This window comes from Streptomyces globisporus C-1027, from assembly GCF_000261345.2.
In the GTDB taxonomy this organism is placed as follows: Bacteria; Actinomycetota; Actinomycetes; order Streptomycetales; family Streptomycetaceae; genus Streptomyces; species Streptomyces pakalii.
In genome coordinates, this window is the sequence record NZ_CP013738.1 from 2,207,726 (window position 1) to 2,231,491 (window position 23,766).

Genomic DNA, 23,766 nt, shown 5'->3' on the forward strand with positions numbered 1-23,766 from the left:
AGGGTCAGCCAGGGGTGGCCGCGAAGCCCCTTGACCGGGGCGGGTCCTGCGTTGTCTTCGGGCTCCCGCGGCGCCTTCTCGACGGTGGTCTGACTAGTCATAACGGGGAGACTAGTGACAGCCTCTGACAGTTGACAAACCAATTCACAAGACAGTAACTGTCACGTAGCTCACACGTCGCTCGCAGCTATGCTGAGCTGGACGAACACGGGAAAAGAGGGACCGGTACGTGACCGACGGGCAGACAGTCGAGCCCCGACCCGGACTGCGTGAACGCAAGAAACAGCGCACCCGCGACGCCTTGCTGCGCGCTGCCCTCGAACTGTTCACCACTCAGGGGTACGAACGCACTACCGTCGACGAGATCGTCGACGCCGTGGAGGTCTCCCAGCGCACCTTCTTCCGCTACTTCGCGAGCAAGGAGGAGACCACCTTCGCCGTGCAGGAGATGGTCGAGTCCCGCTTCGTCGAGGAGCTGCGCCGGCGCCCCGCGCACGAAGCGCCCTTCGAGGCCATGCGCCGGGCGGTGCTGTGCGCGTGGAACAGCATCGGCGAGGCGATCGAGGAGGTCATCACCGTCGACCTCCATATGCGGACCTACCAGATGATCGAGTCGACCCCCTCCCTGCTCGCCGCCCACATGCGGCGCGGCATCGCCATGGAGAACCAGATCGCCCGGCTGATCGCGGAGCGTGAGGGGCTGGACGTGGAGCGCGACCCCCGGCCGCGGGTGGCCGTCGCCGCGTTCTCCGGGGTGATGCGGGTGACCGGCCAGCTGTGGGGGAAGGGGGTCGATCCGAGCGTGGAGGCGCTGCGCGATCTGACCGAGGAGTATCTCGACCAGCTCGTCCCGGCCCTCGCCCGCGACTGGCGCGAGAGCTAGGCCCTGTCGTCGAACTGCCGTCGTCGCCCGGCGGACCTGCCGGTCACCGGTAGCGCAGCCACGAGGCGGCCGTGACCCTCCGTGAGAAATCCGGAGTGAATCCTTCGCGGACGGGTGATGTACCTCACCTGAATCACGGTCGTCGGCGCGCGTCTCCTAGGGTGTGGCGCAGTGACTTCCTTCGACACCTCCCCCACGTTGACCGTATGGCGCGCGCTGCTCGCCGTAGCGGTGGTGTTCGTGATGCTGGCGACGACGGGCTGGAGTGCCGTACGCGATCAGCAGGCCGACGGGCCGCGCGAGCTGGCGCTCGCCGCCTGGGCGCGGGACCGGATAGCGGGCCATGCGCTGCCGGAGGCCGATGCCCCCGCCTATCGGCTGGCCCACTTCTTCGCCACGCTCACCTCGGGCCAGCGGTTCGCGCTCGCGGACAAGTACCCGTCGGTGGTGGGGAACCTGAACGGCGCGCCGGTCACGCTGCGCTACCACGCCAACCGGGTGGCCCTCGGGCAGGCGGTGGCCGTGGAGAAGACGCGGGCGCACGACGAGAAGTTGTCACCGGACGGGCGCGACGAGGCGCGGGCCCGGCTCGACCGGTTCCGTTCGCTGGTCAAGGGCGACCGGCAGATCCTGGCCTTCGATCCGTCCGGGAAGGGCCGGGCTGCCGAGGTGTTCGGCGATCTCGACCGGGCCGCCCGGGTCTCCGTCGTCGTCCCGGGCGTCGACACCCATCTGCTGACCCTGGAGCGGAGCAAGCGCACGTATGCGGCCCCCGTCGGCATGGCCAAGTCCCTGTACGGGGCAGAGCGCTCGGCCTCCCCGGGCACGCGTACGGCGGTCATCGCGTGGGCCGACTACACCGCCCCGGCCGGTCTCGGTATGGACGCGGCGCTGGGCGGGCTCGCGGCGGAGGGCGCGGTGCGGCTGAACGCGATGGTCGGCGCGCTGCCCGGTGCCTCGAAGGTCTCGCTGTTCTGCCACAGTTACGGCTCCGTGGTGTGCGGGGTGGCCGCGCACCGGGCCCCCGACCGGGTGGCCGACATCGCGGTCGCGGGCAGCCCCGGTATGCGGGCCGCCAGCGCCGGGCAGCTGGAGACCGGCGCCCGGATCTGGGCGACGCGGGACGGGGACGACTGGATCGGGGACGTACCGCACATGGAGTTCGGCGGGATCGGTCACGGGGCCGACCCGGTCGACCCGGCGTTCGGTGCGCGGATCGTCTCGGCGGCCGGGGCGGCCGGGCACAGCGGCTACTTCGAACCGGGCACCGAGAGCCTCGACAACTTCGCCGCGATCGGCGTCGGAGCGTACGGATCGGTCAGCTGCGCGGGCGCCGACAGCACATGCCACAGCGGTATTTCCGGCGAGCGGGACGGCTGACGCGCGTAGAGGACCGTACCGGGCCGAAAAATTGGGACGTACTTCGAGGGGGGACGTGCGGGACTGTGCCGCATACGATGAGGCACATGGGTGATGTGCTGGCCGGAATTCATGCCACCTGGGAGTTCGACGCCGACTCCGTGCTCATCCGCTTCGAACGGGGCATCCGCACACCGAAGCTCTTCCAGAGCCTGCGGGAGCGCCGCATCCCGTATGCGGCGCTGTCGTCGGTGACGCTGACCCCCGGGAAGCGGGGCACGGTGGTTCTGCGTGCCGTGCCGAGGGCGGGCGCCGATCCTCTGGTGGAGGCTGCCTCCGGGCAGCTCAAGGAGGGGTGCGACCCCTATCGCCTGGTGCTTCCGGCGGAGCGCGAAGTGCTCGCCGAGTACTACGCGGACGAGCTGAGGGCCCTGCTCGACCCGGCGTCCGACGAGCCCGCCGACCGCTTCCTCGTTGCGGCCCCCGAGGCCCCGATGAACTTCAAGGCGTACGACGGCCGGGCCGGCTTCGACGGCGAGCGGGTCTCCTTCCGGTGGTCCTGGACCGGGGCGTCCAGCGCCAAGTGGAAGGCCGGCGACCAGACCTTCAAAGTGAGCGAGTTGGCCGGAATCGTATGGCGCTCGCCCGAGGCGCTCGACGGCTACCTGCGGCTGCTGCCCCGCGCGGCGGCCCCGGTCGACCACCGCACCGGCGGCAGCCTGGGCGATCTGCACGGCCCCGGCGGCTCCGGGAGTGCGGACGGCGCGAGCGCCGACGGGGTGCCCGCGGCGGCTCCGGTCACCCGGGCCGCGGACCAGGATCCGGCCGCCGTGCTGTTCGGCCTGGGCTACGGGCCGGTGCACGAGTCACTTCCCTTCGCCGCCGCCGTCCTGGAATCCGTACGCCGGACCCAGCCCGCGCCCGCCGCCTCCGCCCCGGCGCTGGTGAACGCCGGGCGGCGCGATCCCGCGGACATCGCCGAGCGGATACATCACCTCGGCGAGCTGCACCAGGCCGGACTGGTGACGGACGCCGAGTACACCGCGAAGAAGGCCCAGCTGCTCGCGGAGCTGTGACCGGGGCAGGGCCTGCTGCCGCATACGCCGTGCCCTGCCCTCGCCGGGCCGTGACCGTCCGCGGGACCGTGGCCCCCCAGGGCCGTGACCGTTCGCCGGGCCGTGCCCCCCAGGGCCGCGACCGTACCCGGGGCCGTGACCCCGTACCGGAGTATGAGGCGGTCCGGCCGGGTCGGAACCCCGGTATGACGCCCGAGGGTCCTTCGCCTGCCTAGGCTGGCCGGGCCATGGCCACTTCTCCTTCCCCCTCCCCCGCCGGGCCCCCGCCGCCCGCCGACGGTCTGCTGAGCGCCGCCCGCCGCAATCTGCGCGAGCTGGCCCACGGGCTGTCCCACGCGTCCCATCCGTCCACCCCGCTGCTGGCCGACGCGCCGAAGCCGTGGCAGCGACTGCTGCCGTACGTCGTGGTGCTCGCCCTGGCCGCGACCTTCATCCCGGTCACCATCACCGTCCTGGCCTCGCAGTACGGCGTGCCGGGCGCGCTGGCCGGGGCGCTCGGGGTGGCCCAGGCGGCCCCGCTGCTGATGCTCGCCCACCGGCCCCTCCAGGCGTGGTGGATCATCTTCCCGGCCGACATCGTGACCGCGCTGGTGCTGCTGGCCCACGATCCCGGGCGGCACGACACCTGGCCGTGGCCCCCGCCGACGCTGGTCGCCTACCTCTTCCTGCTGCTGGCCCTCGGCCTGCGCGAGACCCGGCGGACCGTCGTCGCGGTGTGGGCGGCGACGGCCACGGCCGGGGCGGTCCTGCAGCTGATCGCGCCCTCGGACCGCGCCACCGGCAGCGCTCTGCTGCTGCCGATCCTCGGCGCGGTGGTTCTGGTGATCGGCGCGGCGGTACGGGAGCGGGGCGAGGCGACCCGGCGGCTGGCCGAGCAGGAGACGATCAGCGAGGCGGAGCGGGCGCAGCGCACACTGCTGGAGGAGCGGACGCGGATCGCCCGCGAGCTGCACGACGTGGTCGCGCACCACATGTCGGTGATCACCGTGCAGGCGGACTCCGCGCCGTACCGGATCTCCGGTCTCTCGGAGCCCGCGCAGGAGGAGTTCGCCTCCATCGCGGCGGCCGCGCGGGAGTCGCTCGGCGAGATGCGGCGGCTGCTGTCGGTGCTGCGCAGCGACGGCACCGAGGGCGACCGGGCCCCACAGCCGGGCCTGGACCGGCTCCAGCAGCTGGTGGAGGCGACGGTACGGGCCGGGCTGCCGGTGGAGCTGTCGCTGGCCGCGGACCTGGGCGAGGTGCCGTCGGCGGTGGATCTGTCGGCGTACCGGATCGTGCAGGAGGCGCTGGCCAATGTGGTGCGGCACGCGCCGGGTGCGCGCACCCAGGTCTCGGTCCGGGCATCCGCGGGCCATCTGAACGTGCTGGTGGTCAACGGGCCCGCGCCGAAGCCCGCTTCGCCGCTGGAGAGCGCCGGGACCGGGCACGGGCTGGTGGGGATGCGCGAGCGCGTACGGTTGACCGGCGGCACGCTGGACACCGGTCCGCTGCCCGACGGCGGCTTCCGGGTGGCCGCACGGATGCCGCTGCCGCCGGCCGGCTCGCCGCCCGACTCCCCTTCCGTACAACCTTCTTCGGAGGATCTGTGACCATCCGCGTGATCATCGTGGACGACCAGGCCATGGTGCGGGCCGGGTTCGCGGCGCTGCTGGCGGCGCAGAGCGACATCGACGTGGTGGGCGAGGCGGCGGACGGCCGCCAGGGCGTGGACGTCAGCCGCAACCAGCATCCCGACGTGGTCCTGATGGATGTGCGGATGCCGGAGATGGACGGACTGGCCGCCGCCCGCGAGCTGTTGAACCCGCCGGTGGGGGTGGTGCACCGGCCGAAGGTCCTGATGCTGACGACGTTCGACGTGGACGACTACGTGTACGAGGCGCTGCGTGCCGGGGCGTCCGGGTTCCTGCTGAAGGACGCTCCGCCCGCCGATCTGATCGCGGCGGTACGGGTCGTGGCGGCCGGGGACGCGCTGCTCGCGCCCTCGGTGACCCGGCGGCTGATCGCGGACTTCGCGGCGCAGCGGCCCGCCGGGGCGACGCGCACCGGGCAGGCGCTCCGGCGACACGGCCTGACGCCACGCGAGAGCGAGGTGCTGGAGCTGATCGCCCGGGGTCTTTCGAACCAGGAGATCGCGGGGCGTCTGGTGCTGGCCGAGCAGACCGTCAAGACGCACATCGGGCGGGTGCTGGCCAAGCTGGATCTGCGGGACCGGGCGCAGGCGGTGATCTTCGCGTACGAGTCGGGGCTGGTGACGCCGGGGGACGCGGGGGCGTAGCCGGACGGGGTCCCCAACCCGCCCAGCCGTACGGGCTCCTCCCCCACCCCCTACCCCGGTATCACCCCGCAGTTGGCTCCCGGGTGTGACGTCGCGTCACCCGTCCTCTTCCTACCTTCCTCCCGGTCGCACCGCCCGGTGCGGATCCGGAGAGGGAGGGCACGATGCGCCGATACGCGAGGACCCTGGTCGCGTTCGCACTGGCCGCCGGGATGGCGGCGGGAACCACCGGCTGGGTTTCGGGGGATGCGCAGCAGGCGCTGACCGGGCCGCCGCCGGGCAGTGCGCAGTGGCGGGCGGACCGCGCGCTGCTGGGCATGGAGCTGCCCGATCCGGAGCGCGCCACTCCTGCCGAAGTCGCGCGGTTCTTCGCGGGGTTGAGCGCAGCCGAGCAGCAACTGCTGCTGGTGCGGCATCCGTCCGTCGTCGGCAACATCGACGGGGCGCCGCTGGAACTGCGCTACCGCGCCAACTCCCTCGCCCTGGCCGCCGAGGACGACCCCCGCTACCGTTCGCTCGCCGCTCCCGGCCGCCAGATCCTCGCGTTCGACCCGCGCGGACGCGGCCAGGTCGCCGAGGTCTTCGGGGACCTGCGCACCGCGCAGCGGGTCTCCGTGGTGGTGCCCGGGTCCGACAACGACGCCGGGACCTTCGACCGGAAGGTCGCCGCGCACGGGGCCCCGCCCGGGATGGCCAGGACCCTGCACACGGCAGCCGGTCCGGGCACGGCCGTCGTCGCCTGGGTCGGGTACACCACCCCGGTGGGCGTCGGCATCGACGCGGCCACCGGCAGCCTCGCGGAGGCGGGCGCCGGGCGGCTGACCCGGTTCGCGGAGGGCCTGACGGCGGACGGGCTGCCCGAGCCCGCCGTGTTCTGCCACAGCTACGGCTCCGTCGTCTGCGGGATCGCCGCACACCGTCTCCCCGCCACCGACGTGGTGGTCCTCGGCTCCCCCGGTATGCGGGCGGACGATGCCGCGGGGCTGCGGACGAAGGCGCGGGTGTGGGCGGCGAAGGACCCGACCGACTGGATCGACAACGTGCCGAACGTGCGCTTCGCGGGCCTCGGCCACGGCACGGACCCGACCGACCCGGCGTTCGGCGCCCGCCGCGTACCGGCGGACGAGGCCCGGGGCCATGCCGGTTACTTCGCGCCGGGGACGGATTCGCTGCGGGCCTTCGCCGCCATCGCGCGGGGCACGGCCACGCCGGACGGGGCCGAGTCGCCTGCGGACGCACGGGTCTTGGCGCAGGCGCCGGTCCTGGAAGGAGCCGCCCGATGAACGCCGTACGGGAGAACGCGCGGCGGCTCGCCGCCCGTGTCGACGCCTCCACCCCCGCCCACCGCGACCGGGCGGTCGACGGCCTGCGGGCCCTGGCCCTGCTCGCCGTGCCGCTCGGTCACTGGATGCTCGGCGGGTTCCGGCCGGACGCCGACGGCCTGCACAACGCGAGCCCGCTGGCCACGTTCGGCGCGCTCGCCCCCGCGAGCTGGGTGCTCCAGATGCTGGGGATCTTCTTCCTGGTCGGCGGGTACGCCTCGGTCCTCTCCTACCGCCGCCGGGCCTCGACGACGGCCGCCTGGCTGGGCGGCAGGCTGGCCCGCCTCGGCCGGCCGGTCCTCGGGGTGAGTGCCGTGTGGGCGGTGCTGCTCGCCGTGCTCTCCGCGCTGGGCGTCCCCGGCGACACCCTGCGTACGGGGTCGACGCTGGTGATCCAGCCGCTCTGGTTCGTCGGGGTGTACACCGTGGTCACGGCCCTCACCCCGGTCTGCGTCACGCTGGCGCGGAGGCTCGGCGGCTGGGCGGCGCTCCCGCTGCTGGTCTCCGTCGCCATCGTGGACTTCCTGCGCTACGGGCCGTTCGCGGAGGCCATGCCGTCCTGGCTGAGCGTGCTCAATGTCCTGCCCGGCTGGCTGTTCGCGTATCAGCTCGGTGTGTCCTGGGGCGAGGGGCGGATCGGGAAGCGCGGGGCCCGGCTGCTGCTGGTCGGCGGCGGGGTGCTGTTCGCCGTGCTGCTGCTGGTCTTCCACTACCCGGCGTCGATGGTCGGGGTGCCGGGCGAGGCGCGGACGAACTCGCATCCGCCGTCGCTGCTGGTGGTGGCGTTGGCGGCGGCCCAGAGCGGGGCGGCGATCCTGCTGCGCGACCGGCTCGGGCGGCTGCTGCGCAAGCCGCTGCTCTGGGCGCCGGTCGTGGTGGTCAACCTGTCCGCGATGACGATCCTGTGCTGGCACCAGACGGCGATGCTGGCCGCCGCCGTACCGGCCTCGCTCGCGGGAGCCGGGGGCACGGCGGTGGCGGGGCTGACGACGGCGCCGGACACCGCGGGCTGGATCCTCGCCCGGGCCGTGTGGCTGCCGGTGTTCGCCGGGCTGCTGGTGCTGATCGCCCGGTACGCGCGCCGCTTCGAGGCCCCGTGGGGAGCGGGCACCCGCGCCGCGAACGCCCGCCGCGCGCTGGCGGGGCTGCTCGCGGCGGGGTTCGCGGTGTTCGCGCTGGGGCTGGCGTGAGGGGTCGGGGGTGCTGCCCGGCGCGTGGCTCAGCCGCCATGAACCTCATGAACCAGGCGATCACCGCGTACGCCCCCGGCCTCGTCGTAACGTCTACTCCCGCGCCACCGACGTACTACTCATGTCCGGGTAGCGGTCCCCCGCCACCCGCCCCGCGATCGGCTCCAGCGCGGCCAGTTCGTCCGCCGTCAGGGTCAGCCGGGTCGCCGCGACGTTCTCCAGGAGGCGGCTGCGCTTGCGGGTGCCGGGGATCGGGACCACGTTCAGGCCGTGAACCTCGGCGCGCTGCTGGACCCAGGCGAGGGCCACCTGCGCGGCCGTCACCCCGTGCGCGGCGGCGATCTTGTGGACGGGCTCCAGGAGGGCCGCATTCGTCCGGGCGTTGTCGCCGGTGAACCGGGGCTGGTTCTTACGGAAGTCGCCCTCGGTGAGCTCCTTGCCCGCGTCGGTGAAGGCCCCGGTGAGGAAGCCCCGGCCGAGCGGGGAGTACGGGACGAGCGTGACGCCCAGTTCGGCCGCCGCGCCGACGGCGCTCTGCTCGACGTCGCGGCTGAAGAGGGACCACTCCGACTGGAGGGCGGCGATCGGGTGCACGGCGTACGCCTCGCGCAGTTCGGGGCCGGTCACCTCGCTCAGCCCGATCTGCTTGACCTTGCCCTGCCGGACCAGCTCCGCCAGCGCGCCGACCGATTCGGCGAGCGGGACGGCCGGGTCGCGGCGGTGCATGTAGTAGAGATCGATGACGTCGGTGTTCAGCCGGCGCAGGCTCGCCTCGACGGCGGTACGGATGTACGCGGGGTCGTTGCTGATACCCCGGTACCCGGGGTCGTCGGTGCGGACGAGGGCGAACTTGGTGGCGAGGGTGATCTCGTCCCGGTGGGCCCCGACGAACGGGGCGAGGAACTCCTCGTTGGCCCCGCGCCCGTAGGCGTCGGCGGTGTCGAGGAGCGTGACGCCGGCCTCCAGGGCCGCGTCGAGGGTGTCGCGTGCGGCGCGTTCGTCGGTGTCGCCGTAGAACTCGCTCATGCCCATGCAGCCGAGGCCCTGGACGCCGACCTGCGGTCCGCCCGCTCCCAGCTCGGCGGTGGCGATCTTGTCAACAGTCATCAGGCGCTGTGCCTCTCCGGCGCCCGGCGGGCGCCCGCGTAGAAATCGATCTTGTGGTCGAGGACGGCGAGGGTGTCGTGGAGCTCCGCGATCCGCGAGATCACATCGCGGCGGGTCGACTCCAGCAGCTCCTGCCGTGCCTCGAAGGTGGACTCCCCCTCGCGCAGCAGCTCCGCGTACCGCACCATGTCGGCGACGGGCATCCCGGTCAGCCGCAGCTTGCCGACGAAGGCCAGCCAGTCGAGGTCGCGGTTGCTGAAGCGGCGCTGGCCGGTGTGCGAGCGGTCGACGTGGGGCATGAGCCCGATGCGCTCGTACCAGCGCAGGGTGTGCGCGGTGAGCCCGGTGAAGGCGACGACCTCGCTGATCGAGTAGCTGTCCTGGCCCGCGGGGCGGGGGTGCTCCGTCATGTGTTCCACGCTAGATCCTTGGAGTGCACTCGAAGCAAGCGGAATCGGCGTCGTCTCGCCGCGTCACCCCCGACCCCCTCCGCTCACATATGCCTGGTTTGTCCGATATGAAGGAATGTTCATCCTGACTTCATGTTCGTACCGCCCGGGACCGTCAGGGTGAACGCATGGCTTTCTCACCTCGTCTGGCGGCCCTGGCAGCCGTCGTCGCCGTGCCGCTGGGCATAGCGGCCACCAGCTATGCCATGACCGACACCTCGGAGGCGCCGAAGGTGCCCCCCACCGTCCAGCTGGAGGAGAGCCCGCGCGGCACACCGTCGCCGGGCCGGGACGCGTCGCCGAGCGGTGCCGCCTCCCCGAGCGGTTTCCCGGCGCCGAACGGTTCCGCCACCCCGACCCGTACCCCGGACAGCTCCGTCGTCCCGGGCCCCTCCGCGGCCGACGACGACGATGACGACGACTTCGGTGATGACGGTTAGCCGGTCGCCCCTGGGGTTCCCGAGGATCTCCGCCCGGGTCCGGATCCTGCTGTGGCTGCTGGTCGTGATGGCGGTCGCGCTGGGCGCGGTCGCCGTCACCGTGCGCTCGATCCTCCAGCGGGACGTGGACCACCGCATCAGCCAGCTGCTCACGCAGGAGACCGGCGAGTTCGCGAACTTCGTGCCGCAGGGGGTGGACCCGGACACCGGCGGCCGGTTCGACACCGCCGACCGGCTGCTCCGCGTCTATCTGCAACGCCAGTACGCCGACCCGGACGAGGAGCTGCTGGGGCTGACCGGCCCGACGGGCGACCGGCCCGATGTCATCCGGCAGCGCCGCGACCTGCCGCCGGACACCGCCCTGTGGCAGGACACCGCATCGCTCACCCGCATCCGCGCCTCCCAGGACTCCTTCGGCACGCTGGAGCGCCCGCAGGGTGAACTGCGCTGGGCGAAGGTCGAGATCGGGCCGTCGGCCGGCGGGCAGCCCGGGGCGTTCGTCGTCGCCTTCCACCCGGAGCGCGAACGGGACGTCGCCGACAAGACGTTCTGGATGCTGCTCGCCCTGTCCGGGGTCGCCCTGCTGATGACGACCGGGATCGGCTGGGCCGTAGCCGGACGCATCCTCGCGCCCGTCCGGCTCGTGCGGACGACGGCGGCGGAGCTGACCGAGCAGGATCTGACCCGGCGGATCCCCGTGGAGGGCCGGGACGACATCGCCGCCCTCGCCGAGACGTTCAACGCGATGCTGGACCGGCTTGAGCGGGCGTTCGCCGCGCAGCGGGTCTTCGTCGACGACGCCGGGCACGAGCTGCGCACCCCGATCACCATCGTCCGGGGCCACCTGGAGCTGATGGGCGACGATCCGGCGGACCGGGAGGAGACGGTGCGGCTGGTCACGGACGAGCTGGACCGGATGAGCCGGATCGTGGAGGACCTGCTGCTGCTCGCGGGGGCCGAGCGCCCCGACTTCGTGCGCCCGGAACCCGTCCAGCTCGCGGAGCTGACCGCCGACGTGTTCGTGAAGGTGCGGACCCTCGGGGAGCGGAAGTGGCAGCTCGACGGGGTCGCGGACCGCGAAGTACGCCTGGATCCGCAGCGGATGACGCAGGCCATGGTCCAGCTCGCGCAGAACGCCGTCCAGCACACCGTGCCCGGCCAGCGCATCCGGATCGGCTCCCGGTCCGCCGACTCCCGCGCCGAGGGGGACCGTATCGAGCTGTACGTCGCCGACCACGGGCCTGGCATTCCGCCGGAGGACGCCGAGGTCATCTTCGAGCGGTTCCGCCGGGGCACGTCCCGGCGCGGGACCCGCACCAGCGGGGCCGGGCTCGGCCTCGCCATCGTCAAGGCCATCGCGGAGGGCCACCACGGCCGCGTCGAACTCCGCCGGACCGAGGGCGGCGGAGCCACCTTCGTACTCACGCTGGAGACCGATTCATGAACCGCATCCTGATCGCCGAGGACGAGGAGCGCATCGCCTCGTTCGTCCAGAAGGGCCTGCGCGCCAACGGCTTCACCACGGTCGTCGCCGAGGACGGTGACCTGGCGCTCGGCCATGCGCTGACCGGCGGGTTCGACCTGATGGTGCTCGACATCGGGCTGCCGGGCCGGGACGGCTTCACCGTGCTGCGGGAGCTGCGCGAGGCGCGCGTCACGCTGCCGGTGATCGTCCTCACCGCCCGCGACTCCGTGCGCGACACGGTGGCCGGCCTGGAGGGCGGGGCCGACGACTGGATGACGAAGCCGTTCCGCTTCGAGGAGCTGCTCGCCCGGGTACGGCTGCGGCAGCGCACCGCGGCCCGCGCCCCCGAGGTCACCATGCTGCGCAGCGGCACCCTCGCCCTGGACCTGCGCACGCGCCGGGCCCGCGCGGAGGACCGGACGGTGGATCTGACGGCGCGCGAGTTCGTCCTGCTGGAGATGTTCCTGCGCCACCCGGGCCAGGTGCTGTCGCGGGAGCAGATCCTGTCGCATGTGTGGGGGTACGACTTCGACCCCGGCTCCAACATCGTGGACGTGTATGTCCGCGCGCTGCGCCGGAAGTTGGGGGCGGAGCGGCTGGAGACGGTACGGGGTATGGGGTACCGGCTGCCGTAGCGGCCGGCTCCGGCGCGCGGCCAGGGGCTGCCCTGAGCCGGCCCGACCGGACCGCCGTCCGCCATCAGGTGGTCGGGGCGCCGAGCAGATGAAAAGCCCTTCACGGGCGGCTCATCGACCGCTCACCCCGCCTTCAGAGGCTGTACAGCGTGCCTCTTCCTCTCCGGCAGACCGTCGGCCTCTGTGCCGTCCTCGGGCTCTGCGCTCTCCTCGCCGTCCCCGGCGCCGCCCCCGGCCTCAGCGTCGGCGGGCGGCTCTCGCTCGCCGTCTTCGCCCTGGCCACCGCCGCCTGGATCGCCACCCCGGTGGACGACGCCTACATCGCGCTCGGCGCGGGTCTGGCACTGACGGTGACGGGGGTGATCAGCAGCGAGACCCTGTTCGCGACGTTGGGCGACGAGACGGTGTGGCTGCTGATCTGCGCCTTCGTCCTGGCGGCCGCCGTGACCCGGACCGGGCTCGCAGGCCGGGCCGCCGTCTTCCTGGTCGGCGGGGCCAGGACCGTACGCCAGCTGGTGCACCTGACCACCGCCGGTCTCGTGGTCACCGCGTTCGCCGTGCCGGCCACGTCGGGGCGGGCCGCGCTCGCCCTCCCGGTGTTCCTGGCGCTGGCGGCCGCACTCCGTGAGCGGACCCGCCTGGTCGTCATGCTGGCGCTGCTCTTCCCCACCGTCATCCTGCTGTCCGCCGTCGCGACGCTGATCGGGGCGGGGGCGCACCTGATCACGGTCGGAGCGCTGTGGGAGCAGACCGGGGAGCAGCTGAGCTTCGTCCAATGGCTGCTCCTCGGGCTGCCGTTGGCCGTCGTCTCGTCCCATCTCGCCGCAGAACTGGTGCTGTTGACGACGACCCGGCGGGCCGACCGAAAAGGACCGGTCACGATCACGGCGGCGCAGATCCAGGAGCACTCCGAGACGGCCGTCGAGGGCCCGTTCACCCCGGCGGAGTCCCGGTGTCTGCTGCTCCTGGCGACGGTCGTCCTGCTGTGGTGCAGCGAGCCGTTGCACGGGGTGTCGCCCGCCGTCGTCGCGCTCATCGGCGCGCTGGTGGCGACCTCGCCCGCGCTGGGAACGGTCCGCTTCAAGGACGGCCTGCGGACGGTCCCCTGGCCGCTACTGCTGTTCATGGCCGCCACGATGGCGATGGGCGTCGCGCTCTCCGACTCGGGTGCAGCCGACTGGCTGGTGGGGTGGATACCCCTGGGGGCGTCCACGCCCCCGTGGCTGTTCCTGGCCGGAGTGGTCGTCGTCAGCACGGCCGCCCATCTGGCGCTCCAGTCGCGCTCCGCCCGGTCCTCCGTCCTCGTCCCGCTGGTGGTCGCGGCGGCGGTCGGGGCCGGGGTCAACCCCGTCACGGCGGCGCTGGCGTCCACCGCCGCCGCCGGTTTCTGCCACACCCTGCCGTCCTCGGCCAAGCCGGTCGCGCTCTTCGCGGACGTGCCCGGCACCCCGACGTACACCCCGCGCGACCTGCTGCGGCTGTCCGCCCTCCTCGCGCCGCTCACGGCGGCCCTCGTCCTCGCCTTCGCCCTCGTCGTCTGGCCGCTGCTCGGCGTGCCCGTCCTTCTGGAGACCCAGCCATGACCCGTCACACCCACCGCATCGCCATCGCCCCCAGCGGTTTCAAGGAGTCCCTGTCGGCCGCCCGGGTCGCGGAGGCCATCGCCACCGGGGTGCGCCGGGTGATCCCCGACGCCGACCTCGACCTCATCCCCCTCGTGGACGGTGGCGAGGGCACGGCGGAGGCGCTGGCCCTGGCGGGCGGCGGGCGCCTGGTGCCGGTCACCGCGACGGGCCCGGTGGGCGACCCGGTCGCCTCGCACTTCGCGCTGCTGGGCGGGGCCGGCCCACTCACCGCCGTCGTGGAGATGGCGGCCGTCGCGGGCCTCGCCCTGGTCCCGCCGGACCGCCGCCACCCGGGCGCGACGACGACGTACGGTGTCGGCGAGCTGATCCGCGCGGCTCTGGACGCCGGGGCCCGGCGCATCCTCGTCGGCTGCGGCGACTCCGGTACGTCGGACGGGGGCGCGGGCGCGCTCCAGGCCCTGGGGGCCCGGCTGACCGACCGGCACGGCCGCGAACTCCGGCCGGGCGGGGGGTCGTTGGACGAACTGGAGCACATCGACCCGTCCGGCCTGGACCCCAGGCTGGCCGGCACCGAGCTGCTCGTGGCGTGCAATCCGTACAACGTGCTGTGCGGGAAGCGCGGGGTGGCCCGGGTGTTCGGGCCGCAGAAGGGGGCGACCCCGGCGGAGGTGGAGCTGCTCTCGGCGGGCCTGGAGCGGCTGGCCGCCGTCCTCACCCGGGACCTGCTCCCGGCGTTCGCCCCACGGGCCGGAGACCCGATCGACCTGCGGACGGCCCCCGGCACGGGTGCGTCGGGCGGCCTGGGGGCGGGGCTCGCGTCCGTGGGCGCCCGGCTCCTGCCCCGGTACGACGTCCTCCTCGACGGCCTCGACCTGGACGCCCGCCTGGCCCGCGCCGACTTCGTGATCACGGCGGAGGGGGCGCTCGACCACCAGACCGTACGCGGCAAGATCCCGGCGGAGGTGGCACGCCGGGCCCGGGCGGCAGGGGTGCCGGTCCTGGTGCTGGCCGGGACGATCGGGCCGGGCGCGCAGGACGTACGGGCGGTGGGCGTGGACGCCTACAGCGCGATCCTGCCCGCGCCGATGACGCTGGTGGAGGCGATCGGCCGGAGCGGCGAGTTCCTGGCGGACGCGTCGGAGCGGGCGATGCGGATCATGGCGCTGGGGACCCGGTTGGCGCCGGTGGCCCCGCTGGCCGCGTGAGGGGCCATAGGCTCATTCAAGTCTGCTTTGTTCGAAAACGCAGAGCGGCACTTGCACCCATGACACAGACCGCACCAACCAGGATGACCCAGAAACCTGGCCGCATTCCCGCAACGGCTGCAATTATCCCCACGACCAGAAGGAGAATCCCGCCCATGACAGCCATCCACAGCCCCGAAGTTGCAGCGGCCTCTCCTGGCCGACTTCCTCGATCAAGCATTCCGCCACCTTCAGATCTGTGCGGACCGCCCCCGCGGCGGGGGCGGCGTCGAAGTCCGATACCTCTCATTCGGCCGGCGGCTCAGATGCGGCTCAGATATCTTTCGCCCCCGACACGGCCCTCGTGATCCCGTTGCCGATGCCGCTCAGGCTGAGGAGCCCGGTGGGGTCGATGCGGTTGACGGGGTCGCCTGCGGCGTAGAGGTAGGGGTTCTGTTCCTGGCCGGAGGGGTCGGGGGTGGTGAAGCGGCCGATGTTGGGGTCGTAGTAGCGGGCCGCGAAGTGGTAGAGCCCGGTGGGGTCCTGGCAGCCGCCGATGAAGCGATAGGGCGGGGGCGGCGCTTGTCCGACATATCACCCGACTACTCATGCCCCAGTCGGGCATCTCGAAAGATCACGTAGCGAGCGAGCCATGGGAACCTTGCCGGGGCGAATATCGTCCGGAGGATTACTTGGAGTTCCGCCCGGATCTGTACATCTAAATCCCGATGCCGAGAAAGAGAGCAGGCGCCAGCATCACCGGAGTAAAGCGAGATCCCTGGGCGAGCAGCACGACAACCGAAACAGTCATGACCAAGGTCAGGGCCAGCAAGAGAAGCCCGAAAGCCCTATTTACTTTTGCATTCTCGTGCGCCATACATCACCCTTCCTTGGATGCCGAATAGCAACGTTCGTTGAATATCTCCAGGGTTGCCGCCCGCACCCGTCCATGCGACTGAAACTCGTTTTCGTCATGGGCGCCCGCAGCGTATGCCTACTTCTTTTTTCGGTGACGAATGATCAGAGTAGAAACAAGGACAAAGGCAAGACAAATGAACAGCCCGGGAAGTGCCCACCCCTCGGGCACCCACGACCCTTTTCCTTCCGAAGCAAAATTCCACATAGGAACTCCTCTCATATAAGCCCGGGGAGCGAAGAGTTCTTCGCCCCCCGGCTCGTCATCAGGACCAAGCCGCTACGGTCTTGTCCTCTGCGTACGAACCGGCGAACTCACCTGCCGCCACACAAGGAACAGTCCCCACGGCGATCCCTATCCCCCCGCCGGTCGCTGCACCTCGCAGGCAGGTGGTTTCGACTGCCTTACCCACTGCGAGACCAAAAGAGAGACCGGCGGCTTTGCCCCAATCTCCGTCGAGTCCCGCATTCCAGATTTTCCCCACCGTATCGATATCGTTGGCCACACCGATGGCATTGTTGATCCCGTTGCCGACGCCGCTCAGGCTGAGGAGCCCGGTGGGGTCGATGCGGTTGACGGGGTCGCCTGCGGCGTAGAGGTAGGGGTTCTGTTCCTGGCCGGAGGGGTCGGGGGTGGTGAAGCGGCCGATGTTGGGGTCGTAGTAGCGGGCCGCGAAGTGGTAGAGCCCGGTGGGGTCCTGGTAGCCGCCGGCGAAGCGGTAGGGCTGGGGGACCTGTTCGGCGGTGGCGGCTCGCTGGACGCCGCGGGGGCTGTAGGCGTACGTGTTGACCTTCGTGCCCGCTTCGTCCGCCAGGGCGACGACGCTGCCGAGTGCGTCGGTCAGGTAGTAGTGGTTCTTCCCCCCACGGGTCATGGAGTTCAGCGTGCCCCCGGGTTCGCGGTTGAATCCCGTGTCCACTCCGGCCGTTGAGGTGGCGGAGAGGCCGAGGGGACCGTTGTGGAAGAAGGTGTCGCCGAGCTTGATGCGCTCGGACTGGTCGGTGGAGCCGTACTGGCCCGCGTACGTCGTGCCGCCGGTCGTGATCGACGTCATCTGGGAGTGGTCCGACCACTTCATCCCGGTGCGGGTGGACTCCGGGGTGGAGGCGGCGGCCGTCTCGTTGCCGATCTTGTCGTAGGACCAGTTCGTGGCCGAGCCGTTCTTCGCGGTGATCTGCTGGGCGTCGTTGACCGTGTAGGTGGTGCCGCGCGGGCAGCCCTTGTCGACGCCCTGGGAGGTGAGGTTCCCGGCGAGGTCGTAGCAGTACTGCCAGGAGGAGGTGAGCGTGGAGCCCTTCTTCTCCGCCGCGTAGGAGAAGCGGCCGGACGTGTCGTACTCGTAGCTCGTCTTCGTCCCGGCGACCGCGTCCGTCGTGGTGCCGATCTTTCCGCCGTCCTTACCGTCCGGGCGGGCATAGGTGTACGCCAGGTCGACCAGGGTGCCCCTGGGGCTGGTGGCCTTGATCGTCTCCGGGCGGCCGGACTTGTCCGGGGTGACCGTGTGCACCGTGTTGCCCGGGTAGGTCGTCGTGGTGCGGACGTCGTTCCTGTTGTACGCGTACGTGGTGACCTTGCCCTTGGGGTCCTTGAGCTCCTTGAGCTTGTTGACCTCGTTCCAGGTGTAGTCGGTCAGGCCCGCGGGGTTCTTGTAGGTGTCGACGTTGCCCGCCGGGGTGTAGGCGAGGACCGTCTGCGCCCCGTTCTGAAGGGTGCGGACCGTCTCACGGGAGAGGGGGTCGAAGTCGTACTTGATGACTCCCGTGCCGTCCGAGCGCTGGATGAGGTTGCCGTCGCTGTCGTACTCGTAGGTGACGGCCTGGTAGTTGGAGGAGTCGACCTTCTTCACCCGATCACGGTGGTCGTACTCGTAGGTGATGGTGATACCGCGGGCGTCCTTCGCCGACGACACCCTCCCCAGGCCGTCGTAGGTGTAGGTGGTCGTGCCCAGCGGCGCGGGGGCCTTGACCGTCTTCAGGTTGCCCTGGGCGTCGTAAGTGAAGTTCGTGGAGACGGACTTCGCATCCGTCATCTTCGTGGTGACCTTGCAGACCTGGCCCTCGAAGCCGCCGCAGGTGGGGGTGGCCGGGTTGTAGTCGAAGGACTGGTTGCCGCCGCCCGTTCCCTGCACGGCGACGGACTTGGTGTTGCCCGCCGTGTCGTAGGTGTACTTCGTCTTCTCGCCGTCCGCCGTGGTCATCGTCTCGGGCAGGTCCGACCCGGCGATCGTCTGGTAGCCGCTCATCGTGGCGGTCGCGCCGGTCGGAAGCTTGGACGATGTGGGGTTGTTGCGGGAGTCCCACCCGTATGTGGTGACGTTTCCGGAGGCCCCGCCCACGCCCATGGCGTCTTCGGCTTCCTCCACGTTCCGGTTCGCGTCGTACTTCTTGGAACGCGACCGCTCCAGCGCGTCGGTGACCTTCTCGACCTGGCCGTCCGCGTCGTGCTCGTACGTCGTCGCGTGGTTCTCCGGGTCCGTGACGGTCGTCCTGCCGGCCGCCGACGGAGAGGCGGCGGAGTAGGCGTAGGTCCAGGTCGGGCCGGTGTGGCCGGAGCCGCCCAACTCGGTGGCCCGGAGCATCGAGGTGACACGGTTGTGGCCGTCGTAGGTGAAGACCGTCACCCGGCCCTCGTGGGTGGTGATCTTCATCAGGCGGCGTGAGGAGTCGTAGCCGAAGACCGTGGACTTCCCCTCGGTGTCCGTCGTCTTCTCCAGATCCCCGGCAGCGTTCAGATCGAAGACGGCCGTGCGGCCGGTGTGGTCCTTGGCCTGCCACTGGTTCGCGTGCGTCTTGACCAGGTCCACCCAGCGCCCGGAGCGGGTCTCGGTCAGCTTGAAGCCCTTGTGCTCGCCGCCCTCATGGTGCTGGGTGACCGTGATGGCGCCCTTGTTCTTGTCGGTCACCTTGGTCAGCGTGCCGTCGACGTTGTAGGTGTCCTTCGAGCCGGACTTGCGATCGGTCAGCGTGTACGTGCCGTCCGCGTTCTTCTTCAGGTCCTTGGAGTAGCCCTTCGGGGTGGTCAGCGACCCGTCGGACTCCTTCGCGAAGCGGACCGCCGCCCCGGTGGCGTCGTACAGGACCACCTCGCCGCCGTCCGCGAGGTTCAGATAACGCTCGTACTCCTGCCACCACCGCTGCGACACCTTGCCCCATGGGGCGTCCAGCGAGTTGTACGTCCGGGCCAGCCGCAGCTTCTGTCCCACCCCGGCGATCTCGAAGTCCGTGCCCGCCAGCATCAGGTTGCCGGTGGAGTAGTTCACCCGCGCCACCAGCGCATCGGTGATCCGGAAGTCAGATATCTGGTGCCAGGGGACCGACCCCTGACCCTCCGGAACGTACGCGGCCGCGGCCGCCGCCCCCCGGGCCGCCTTCCGGCCGGCCGGTGCGGGCGGTGTACCGGTTGCCGCACGCTCCTCTTCGGCCTCCAGCCAGGCCGCCTTCTGCGCCGAGGGCGCTGCCTCGGCCTCGTTGCCGACCGGCTTGTTGGAGCCGACCTTGACCGGCGGGATCTCCGCCTTCGGGCCACCCGGACCCCAGGCGGACGTCGCCGCTCCGTCAGCAGCCGGGCCTGCGCCCGGTGCCGCCAGTGACGGCAGCGCCGAGGCCCCGAGAGCCGCCACCACCAGGGCGGCGGTCAGAGCGCTTCTGCGCTGGATACGGGCACGTCGAGACGGCGTGCCGAAAGCACGCGAAACCATGCGATCCCCCCACGGGACACGTAGACGCGGCGACCGCGGAGGCGACCGCCGGAAGCCCACACGCTGACACGGCTCCTTCACGTGGCACGAACAATTTCTCGACCAAAAACGCGCAAATGAGCGAGAACAAGCCGACTTTCACGCCCGCTTCGCCCCGAAAAGCACCTAGCCCCAGCGCGACTTTCCCTGTGGCAACTGTTTCAGCGTCAACAAAAGCGGGGCTGAAAGCCAGCCCCGGACTGCGTCATTCCGCGCATCGAAACGCATGAACAGTCAAGGTCGGGCAAAGAAGCACACGACGAGACGGGGGAAACATGGAGCAGCAACAGCGCGGAGCCAGATCCGGCCTGCGGAGGATCGACCGCACTGCCAGCAGGGTCGGCATCGCGCTGTGCTGGTCCCACGCGATCGCCATCGCCCTCACCGCTGCCGAGGCCATGGTCCGTACGGCTACCAGCTGGTGGGTCATCAGTTGGGCGCTGACCGCCGCTCTCTTCGTCATCTGGGTGCCGCTCCGGGCCACCCAGAAGGGGCTCCTCCGAAGGGTCGCCGGCAGCGAGGGCAAGGAACCCGACCCCTGCTCGCCCGAAGAGCCCCCTCACTACGATCGCGCCGCATAGACACACGGAGGTCGAGCGCGTCAGGCAAGCGCAATCAATTCACCTCCCTTGCTGCTGAGTTGAGAAATCGAGCAGCTCTCTCAGCGGCACGGGAGCCCGGTGAGATGCGGAACAGCGGCCATCCCGAATGAGCTCAACTAGTGCGGGGCGACGGAATTTTACGCCTTTCGGTTCCAGTGATTTTCCGTGATCATCTGCACCGATTTACCCCGGAAAACCTGAGATAGCATCAGTCTTCGACCGGCCCGGCCCGATTGCGGTCGGGTTCTGATGACCCCAGGGGGGAATACATGCGGAACCGCTTCATCACTGTCGCCGCGTCCTGCGGCATCGCTCTGGCGATAGCCGCCCCTGCCGCAACCGCCTTTGCCGATACCACCGGTGAGCCGATCGCGGTCAGCGAGGACGGAGTGGCGGTATCGACGGATCAGCTCAGCCCGGAGCAGCTCGCGGCATTCACCGATGAGCCGATCGCGGAAGCCGCCGATATTTCCGGCGATGAGGCAGGGGACGGAGTCACGGCCCGTGCCGCGGCCAAGACGAAGTACCGGAAGGCCCAGTACAAGCGCGGCAGTTCACTGATGTGGACCCGAGACACCGTGTACTTCGGCTACAACGGAAAGAAGGTCACCTCGTCCAAGGGTTGGCAGGAGAGCGGGCACATCTTCCCGAACATCGCGAAGAACAACGGGATCAAGCGCTACCACAACACCGCCTCGACCCATAAGTGGCGTGCCAAGGACACGATCGGCGCAGGGGTGCCCACTCCGTGGGGTGACGTGAAGGCGTATTCGAAGGACTACACGCACTACTTCTCCGGCAGCAAGTCCGGCGCCTGGAGCTGGAAGGTCTGACAGTTCGGCTCACCGACGTACCGAGTGCGGACGTAACGAGATACGGACCGTACCGACGTGGCAGGCGCGGGCGGCTGGGGCGCGTACGTGCGAACCGGCCGCCCGCCGCGCGGGAATCGAGACATCACCAATGATCACCATCACCTCCCTGTCCAAGGCGTACGGCGGCCAGACGGTCCTGGACGATGCTTCCGCGGTATTCAGCCGGGGCAGAGTGAGTTATCTCCTCGGCCCCAACGGTTCGGGAAAGACGACGCTGTTCAAGTGCCTGCTGGGCCTGGAGCGGCACGGCGGGACCGTGGAGTTCTCCGGCCGACCGCTGACGGATGTACGCGAGCACGTCTTCCCCGTGTTCGACGACTGCCCCCTCTACCCTCACCTCTCCGGCTTCGAGAACCTTCGCCACCTGACCGGACGCCGGGTGAGCTGGGACGACGTCAGAGCTGTCGCGAACGGTGCGCTGGACCGGACGAGCCTGCGCAAGCCCGCCCGCGCCCTCTCCTACGGGCAGCGGAAGAAGCTGTACACCGTCGGCCTGCTGATCGCCCGCCCCGCCTACATCGTGCTCGACGAGCTGGCGAACGGTCTGGACTACGACAGTCTGCAATGGCTGCGCGGCTCCATCGAGCGGCTCAAGGAGAACGGCGTCGTGGTCGCCTCCGGCCACCAATTCGACTTCTACGACAAAGTGGCGGACGACGTTTTCGCCCTATCCGAGAAAAGGCTGAGCAGGCTTGACTTCAACCATGATGACGGAGACAGCCTCGAAGCGGTCTATCTGCGCCATCGGGCGCACGCTCCGCAGTGATCTCCGCTACCAGTGGGTCTCACGCCACTTTCTCTACGCCGCGACCTGTTTCGCGGCCGTCATGTCGGCCTTCGCCCTCGGTGCGTACGCGAGCGCTCGCGCGGCGGTCGACAGCCTGCACCAGGAATGGCAGTTTCTGCACGAGGACGGCGGCTACACCTTTCAGCGGGCCATCGGGAAGAGCCCGGATGCGACCGACGCGCCCTTGAAGGAGACCTGGGAAGCGGCCGGACAGGCCGTCGCCGGTCTCCATCCGGTACAGGGCGCGGTGAATCTGCTCCAGGTGCTCTGCTTCGTCATCGGGCCGATCGTCTTCTTCACCTATGGCGCCATCGCGGCCACCCGTGACGCGCATTACAAGACGCTGAAGTTCCGCGTGGTACGGGAAGGGTATCGGCCGCTCTTCGTGGCCCGGGCGGCCTCCTTGGTGACGGCGGTGACCGCGCTGACCGTCACGGCTCTTCTCTTCGCCCTCGCCATCACCACCGCGGTACATCTGGCGGTTTCGAGCCGCATCGACACCCGTCTTCTGCGCGTGCCCCAGGACATGTCTTTCCCGGACGCGCTTCCCACGCTCACCATGACGGTCACGACCGGGGTCTTCTTCGCCCTGCTGGGAATGTGCACCGCTGTTCTCTTCCGGCGCCCGCTGTACATCCTTCCCCTTTTCGTTGCCGGATTCTTCCTCGTACCGATCCTGAGCCGGTTCGATCCACGCAATCTGCTGATGGTCCTCGCCTACCCGCACATGGAATTCATCGGCGGGTTCGTGCCCCCGGCACCGAGACCGGTGCACGTGCTGCTCGCCGCCTTCCTCCTCCTTGCCGGCGTCGCCGGCATGCTCGCCGTCACGTACGCGGTGGAGTCCCGTCGCTCGGCGTACACGACGTGAACCCCGGGGCCGACCCCGGAGGGCCACCGAAGCCGACCGGTGAGGCCGGTTAGGCTCGGGGACATGGAGAGCCTGCGCATCATCGACACCTGGCCGGTCACGACGGCGGCGGCCGCCGTCGTGCGGGCGGACGGCACGGTCCTCGGCACGCACGGGCCGGCCGACCACCGCTTCCCCCTCGCTTCGGTCACCAAGCCGCTCGCGGCCTACGCGGCGCTGGTGGCGTACGAGGAGGGGGCCGTCGAACTGGACGAGCCCGCCGGGCCCGAGGGCTCCACGGTGCGCCACCTGCTCGCCCACACCAGCGGCCTCGCCTTCGACGAGCACCGGGTGACGGCCCCGCCCGGCAACCGCCGCCTGTACTCGAACGCGGGCTTCGAGGTGCTGGGCGACCACATCGCCAAGGCGTCCGGCATCCCGTTCGCGGAGTACCTGCGCCAGGCCGTCCTGGAGCCGCTGGGCATGACCTCCACGACCCTCGACGGCTCCCCCGCCCGCGACGGCGTCTCCACCGTCACCGACCTGGTCCGCTTCGCCGCCGAGGTCCAGGCCCCGCGCCTCCTCGACCCGCGTACGGTCCTGGAGGCCCAGAGCGTCGTGCATCCGGGCCTCAAGGGCGTCCTGCCGGGCTACGGCCACCAGAGCCCGAACGACTGGGGCCTCGGCTTCGAGATCCGCGACTCCAAGTCCCCGCACTGGACGGGCAACACGTCCTCCCCCGCCACCTTCGGGCACTTCGGCCAATCGGGCACGTTCCTGTGGATCGACCCGGTCGCGGGCGCCGCCTGCGTCGCGCTGACCGACCGCGCCTTCGGCCCGTGGGCGGCCGAGGCCTGGACCCCGTTCACGGACGCGGTTCTGGCCGAGCTGTCCTGAACCGGCTGCCGCCCCGCTCGGGCGGCGTCAGGCATTCGAACCAGACGGTCTTCCCGCCGCCGTCCCACCGCTTGATGCCCCCCCCACTCATCGGTGACGGCGTCGACCAGGACGAGCCCCCGGCCCCCGTCG

The 23,766-nt window shown here is 70.8% G+C and carries 21 protein-coding genes and 1 pseudogene; 17 read left to right on the plus strand and 5 right to left on the minus strand.

All coding sequences use genetic code 11. The features are described from left to right. Nucleotides 1–229 precede the first annotated feature (229 nt). The 7 genes from WQO_RS09705 to WQO_RS09735 all read left to right on the plus strand — a co-directional run bounded on the left by WQO_RS09705 (nucleotide 230) and on the right by WQO_RS09735 (nucleotide 8,105). Nucleotides 230–883, plus strand: a complete 654-nt coding sequence (locus tag WQO_RS09705; protein ID WP_010057490.1) for a TetR family transcriptional regulator — start codon at nucleotides 230–232, stop codon at nucleotides 881–883. 171 nt (nucleotides 884–1,054) lie between these two features. Next, nucleotides 1,055–2,263, plus strand: a complete 1,209-nt coding sequence (locus WQO_RS09710) for an alpha/beta hydrolase (protein WP_010057489.1) — start codon at nucleotides 1,055–1,057, stop codon at nucleotides 2,261–2,263. An 86-nt stretch (nucleotides 2,264–2,349) separates the two neighbouring features. Further along, nucleotides 2,350–3,318, plus strand: a complete 969-nt coding sequence (locus WQO_RS09715; protein WP_010057488.1) for a DUF4429 domain-containing protein — start codon at nucleotides 2,350–2,352, stop codon at nucleotides 3,316–3,318. A 227-nt stretch (nucleotides 3,319–3,545) separates the two neighbouring features. Then, a complete protein-coding gene (locus tag WQO_RS09720) occupies nucleotides 3,546–4,907 on the plus strand; it encodes a sensor histidine kinase (protein ID WP_010057487.1) in 1,362 nt (453 codons plus the stop codon). Then, nucleotides 4,904–5,593 (plus strand): response regulator, encoded by a 690-nt coding sequence (locus tag WQO_RS09725; RefSeq protein ID WP_030806584.1) that lies wholly within the window; start codon nucleotides 4,904–4,906, stop codon nucleotides 5,591–5,593. Before WQO_RS09720 ends, WQO_RS09725 begins: the two co-directional genes overlap by 4 nt. A gap of 164 nt (nucleotides 5,594–5,757) precedes the next feature. Beyond that, entirely contained in the window at nucleotides 5,758–6,876 is a 1,119-nt protein-coding gene (locus tag WQO_RS09730) for an alpha/beta hydrolase (protein ID WP_010057482.1), read from the plus strand. Continuing rightward, nucleotides 6,873–8,105 (plus strand): acyltransferase family protein, encoded by a 1,233-nt coding sequence (locus WQO_RS09735; protein WP_010057481.1) that lies wholly within the window; start codon nucleotides 6,873–6,875, stop codon nucleotides 8,103–8,105. Before WQO_RS09730 ends, WQO_RS09735 begins: the two co-directional genes overlap by 4 nt. A 93-nt stretch (nucleotides 8,106–8,198) precedes the next feature. Here WQO_RS09735 and WQO_RS09740 read toward each other — a convergent pair whose 3' ends face one another. Both WQO_RS09740 and WQO_RS09745 read right to left on the minus strand, forming a co-directional pair. Continuing rightward, a complete protein-coding gene (locus tag WQO_RS09740; protein ID WP_010057480.1) occupies nucleotides 8,199–9,212 on the minus strand; it encodes an aldo/keto reductase in 1,014 nt (337 codons plus the stop codon). Continuing rightward, entirely contained in the window at nucleotides 9,212–9,622 is a 411-nt protein-coding gene (locus tag WQO_RS09745) for a MerR family transcriptional regulator (protein ID WP_010057479.1), read from the minus strand. The genes WQO_RS09740 and WQO_RS09745 overlap by 1 nt, the downstream gene beginning before the upstream one ends. A gap of 167 nt (nucleotides 9,623–9,789) precedes the next feature. Here WQO_RS09745 and WQO_RS09750 point away from each other — a divergent pair, with 167 nt between their 5' ends. The 5 genes from WQO_RS09750 (at nucleotide 9,790) to WQO_RS09770 (ending at nucleotide 14,992) form a co-directional block, all read left to right on the plus strand. Further along, nucleotides 9,790–10,101 carry a hypothetical protein gene (locus WQO_RS09750; RefSeq protein WP_010057478.1) on the plus strand — a complete coding sequence of 104 codons (312 nt, stop codon included), beginning with the start codon at nucleotides 9,790–9,792 and terminating at the stop codon, nucleotides 10,099–10,101. Then, nucleotides 10,073–11,545 (plus strand): sensor histidine kinase, encoded by a 1,473-nt coding sequence (locus WQO_RS09755; RefSeq protein WP_237274112.1) that lies wholly within the window; start codon nucleotides 10,073–10,075, stop codon nucleotides 11,543–11,545. Before WQO_RS09750 ends, WQO_RS09755 begins: the two co-directional genes overlap by 29 nt. After that, nucleotides 11,542–12,201 carry a response regulator transcription factor gene (locus WQO_RS09760; protein ID WP_010057476.1) on the plus strand — a complete coding sequence of 220 codons (660 nt, stop codon included), beginning with the start codon at nucleotides 11,542–11,544 and terminating at the stop codon, nucleotides 12,199–12,201. The genes WQO_RS09755 and WQO_RS09760 overlap by 4 nt, the downstream gene beginning before the upstream one ends. A gap of 149 nt (nucleotides 12,202–12,350) precedes the next feature. After that, nucleotides 12,351–13,784 carry an SLC13 family permease gene (locus tag WQO_RS09765; protein WP_010057474.1) on the plus strand — a complete coding sequence of 478 codons (1,434 nt, stop codon included), beginning with the start codon at nucleotides 12,351–12,353 and terminating at the stop codon, nucleotides 13,782–13,784. After that, nucleotides 13,781–14,992, plus strand: coding sequence for a glycerate kinase family protein (locus WQO_RS09770; protein ID WP_010057472.1), 1,212 nt, complete (start codon nucleotides 13,781–13,783; stop codon nucleotides 14,990–14,992). Before WQO_RS09765 ends, WQO_RS09770 begins: the two co-directional genes overlap by 4 nt. Before the next feature lie 312 nt (nucleotides 14,993–15,304). On the opposite strand, the pseudogene WQO_RS34880 reads toward WQO_RS09770, so the two are convergent. The 3 genes and pseudogenes from WQO_RS34880 to WQO_RS09775 form a co-directional block, all read right to left on the minus strand. Next, nucleotides 15,305–15,547 (minus strand): annotated as a pseudogene (locus tag WQO_RS34880) (RHS repeat-associated core domain-containing protein); the annotation flags it as partial. Nucleotides 15,548–15,689: 142 nt separating this feature from the next. Beyond that, nucleotides 15,690–15,848, minus strand: a complete 159-nt coding sequence (locus WQO_RS36365; protein WP_167552030.1) for a hypothetical protein — start codon at nucleotides 15,846–15,848, stop codon at nucleotides 15,690–15,692. A gap of 304 nt (nucleotides 15,849–16,152) precedes the next feature. Then, complete coding sequence (locus tag WQO_RS09775; RefSeq protein WP_237274113.1) at nucleotides 16,153–19,584, minus strand: RHS repeat-associated core domain-containing protein; 3,432 nt, start codon at nucleotides 19,582–19,584, stop codon at nucleotides 16,153–16,155. A 314-nt stretch (nucleotides 19,585–19,898) separates the two neighbouring features. Here WQO_RS09775 and WQO_RS09780 point away from each other — a divergent pair, with 314 nt between their 5' ends. The 5 genes from WQO_RS09780 to WQO_RS09800 all read left to right on the plus strand — a co-directional run bounded on the left by WQO_RS09780 (nucleotide 19,899) and on the right by WQO_RS09800 (nucleotide 23,634). After that, nucleotides 19,899–20,204, plus strand: a complete 306-nt coding sequence (locus WQO_RS09780; protein WP_010057468.1) for a hypothetical protein — start codon at nucleotides 19,899–19,901, stop codon at nucleotides 20,202–20,204. Nucleotides 20,205–20,494: 290 nt separating this feature from the next. Then, nucleotides 20,495–21,058, plus strand: coding sequence for a hypothetical protein (locus WQO_RS09785; RefSeq protein ID WP_010057467.1), 564 nt, complete (start codon nucleotides 20,495–20,497; stop codon nucleotides 21,056–21,058). A 130-nt stretch (nucleotides 21,059–21,188) separates the two neighbouring features. After that, the gene (locus tag WQO_RS09790; protein ID WP_010057466.1) at nucleotides 21,189–21,866 is read left to right on the plus strand and encodes an ATP-binding cassette domain-containing protein; all 678 of its coding nucleotides are present in this window, start codon (nucleotides 21,189–21,191) and stop codon (nucleotides 21,864–21,866) included. Nucleotides 21,867–21,927: 61 nt separating this feature from the next. Then, nucleotides 21,928–22,758, plus strand: a complete 831-nt coding sequence (locus WQO_RS09795; protein WP_029181993.1) for a hypothetical protein — start codon at nucleotides 21,928–21,930, stop codon at nucleotides 22,756–22,758. A 63-nt stretch (nucleotides 22,759–22,821) separates the two neighbouring features. Further along, a complete protein-coding gene (locus tag WQO_RS09800; protein WP_010057464.1) occupies nucleotides 22,822–23,634 on the plus strand; it encodes a serine hydrolase domain-containing protein in 813 nt (270 codons plus the stop codon). Nucleotides 23,635–23,766: the final 132 nt, after the last annotated feature.

What these genes read in the sequence shown, in the direction of transcription:
- WQO_RS09730 (WP_010057482.1), top strand. Translation starts at nt 5,758, where the DNA reads ATGCGCCGATACGCGAGGACCCTGGTCGCGTTCGCACTGGCCGCCGGG.
- WQO_RS09770 (WP_010057472.1), top strand. Translation starts at nt 13,781, where the DNA reads ATGACCCGTCACACCCACCGCATCGCCATCGCCCCCAGCGGTTTCAAG.
- WQO_RS09775 (WP_237274113.1), bottom strand. Translation starts at nt 19,584, where the DNA reads ATGGTTTCGCGTGCTTTCGGCACGCCGTCTCGACGTGCCCGTATCCAG.
- WQO_RS09800 (WP_010057464.1), top strand. Translation starts at nt 22,822, where the DNA reads ATGGAGAGCCTGCGCATCATCGACACCTGGCCGGTCACGACGGCGGCG.
- WQO_RS09760 (WP_010057476.1), top strand. Translation starts at nt 11,542, where the DNA reads ATGAACCGCATCCTGATCGCCGAGGACGAGGAGCGCATCGCCTCGTTC.
- WQO_RS09780 (WP_010057468.1), top strand. Translation starts at nt 19,899, where the DNA reads ATGGAGCAGCAACAGCGCGGAGCCAGATCCGGCCTGCGGAGGATCGAC.
- WQO_RS09795 (WP_029181993.1), top strand. Translation starts at nt 21,928, where the DNA reads ATGTCGGCCTTCGCCCTCGGTGCGTACGCGAGCGCTCGCGCGGCGGTC.
- WQO_RS09790 (WP_010057466.1), top strand. Translation starts at nt 21,189, where the DNA reads ATGATCACCATCACCTCCCTGTCCAAGGCGTACGGCGGCCAGACGGTC.
- WQO_RS09720 (WP_010057487.1), top strand. Translation starts at nt 3,546, where the DNA reads ATGGCCACTTCTCCTTCCCCCTCCCCCGCCGGGCCCCCGCCGCCCGCC.
- WQO_RS09755 (WP_237274112.1), top strand. Translation starts at nt 10,073, where the DNA reads ATGACGACGACTTCGGTGATGACGGTTAGCCGGTCGCCCCTGGGGTTC.
- WQO_RS09785 (WP_010057467.1), top strand. Translation starts at nt 20,495, where the DNA reads ATGCGGAACCGCTTCATCACTGTCGCCGCGTCCTGCGGCATCGCTCTG.
- WQO_RS36365 (WP_167552030.1), bottom strand. Translation starts at nt 15,848, where the DNA reads ATGGCGCACGAGAATGCAAAAGTAAATAGGGCTTTCGGGCTTCTCTTG.
- WQO_RS09740 (WP_010057480.1), bottom strand. Translation starts at nt 9,212, where the DNA reads ATGACTGTTGACAAGATCGCCACCGCCGAGCTGGGAGCGGGCGGACCG.
- WQO_RS09715 (WP_010057488.1), top strand. Translation starts at nt 2,350, where the DNA reads ATGGGTGATGTGCTGGCCGGAATTCATGCCACCTGGGAGTTCGACGCC.
- WQO_RS09745 (WP_010057479.1), bottom strand. Translation starts at nt 9,622, where the DNA reads ATGACGGAGCACCCCCGCCCCGCGGGCCAGGACAGCTACTCGATCAGC.
- WQO_RS09750 (WP_010057478.1), top strand. Translation starts at nt 9,790, where the DNA reads ATGGCTTTCTCACCTCGTCTGGCGGCCCTGGCAGCCGTCGTCGCCGTG.
- WQO_RS09735 (WP_010057481.1), top strand. Translation starts at nt 6,873, where the DNA reads ATGAACGCCGTACGGGAGAACGCGCGGCGGCTCGCCGCCCGTGTCGAC.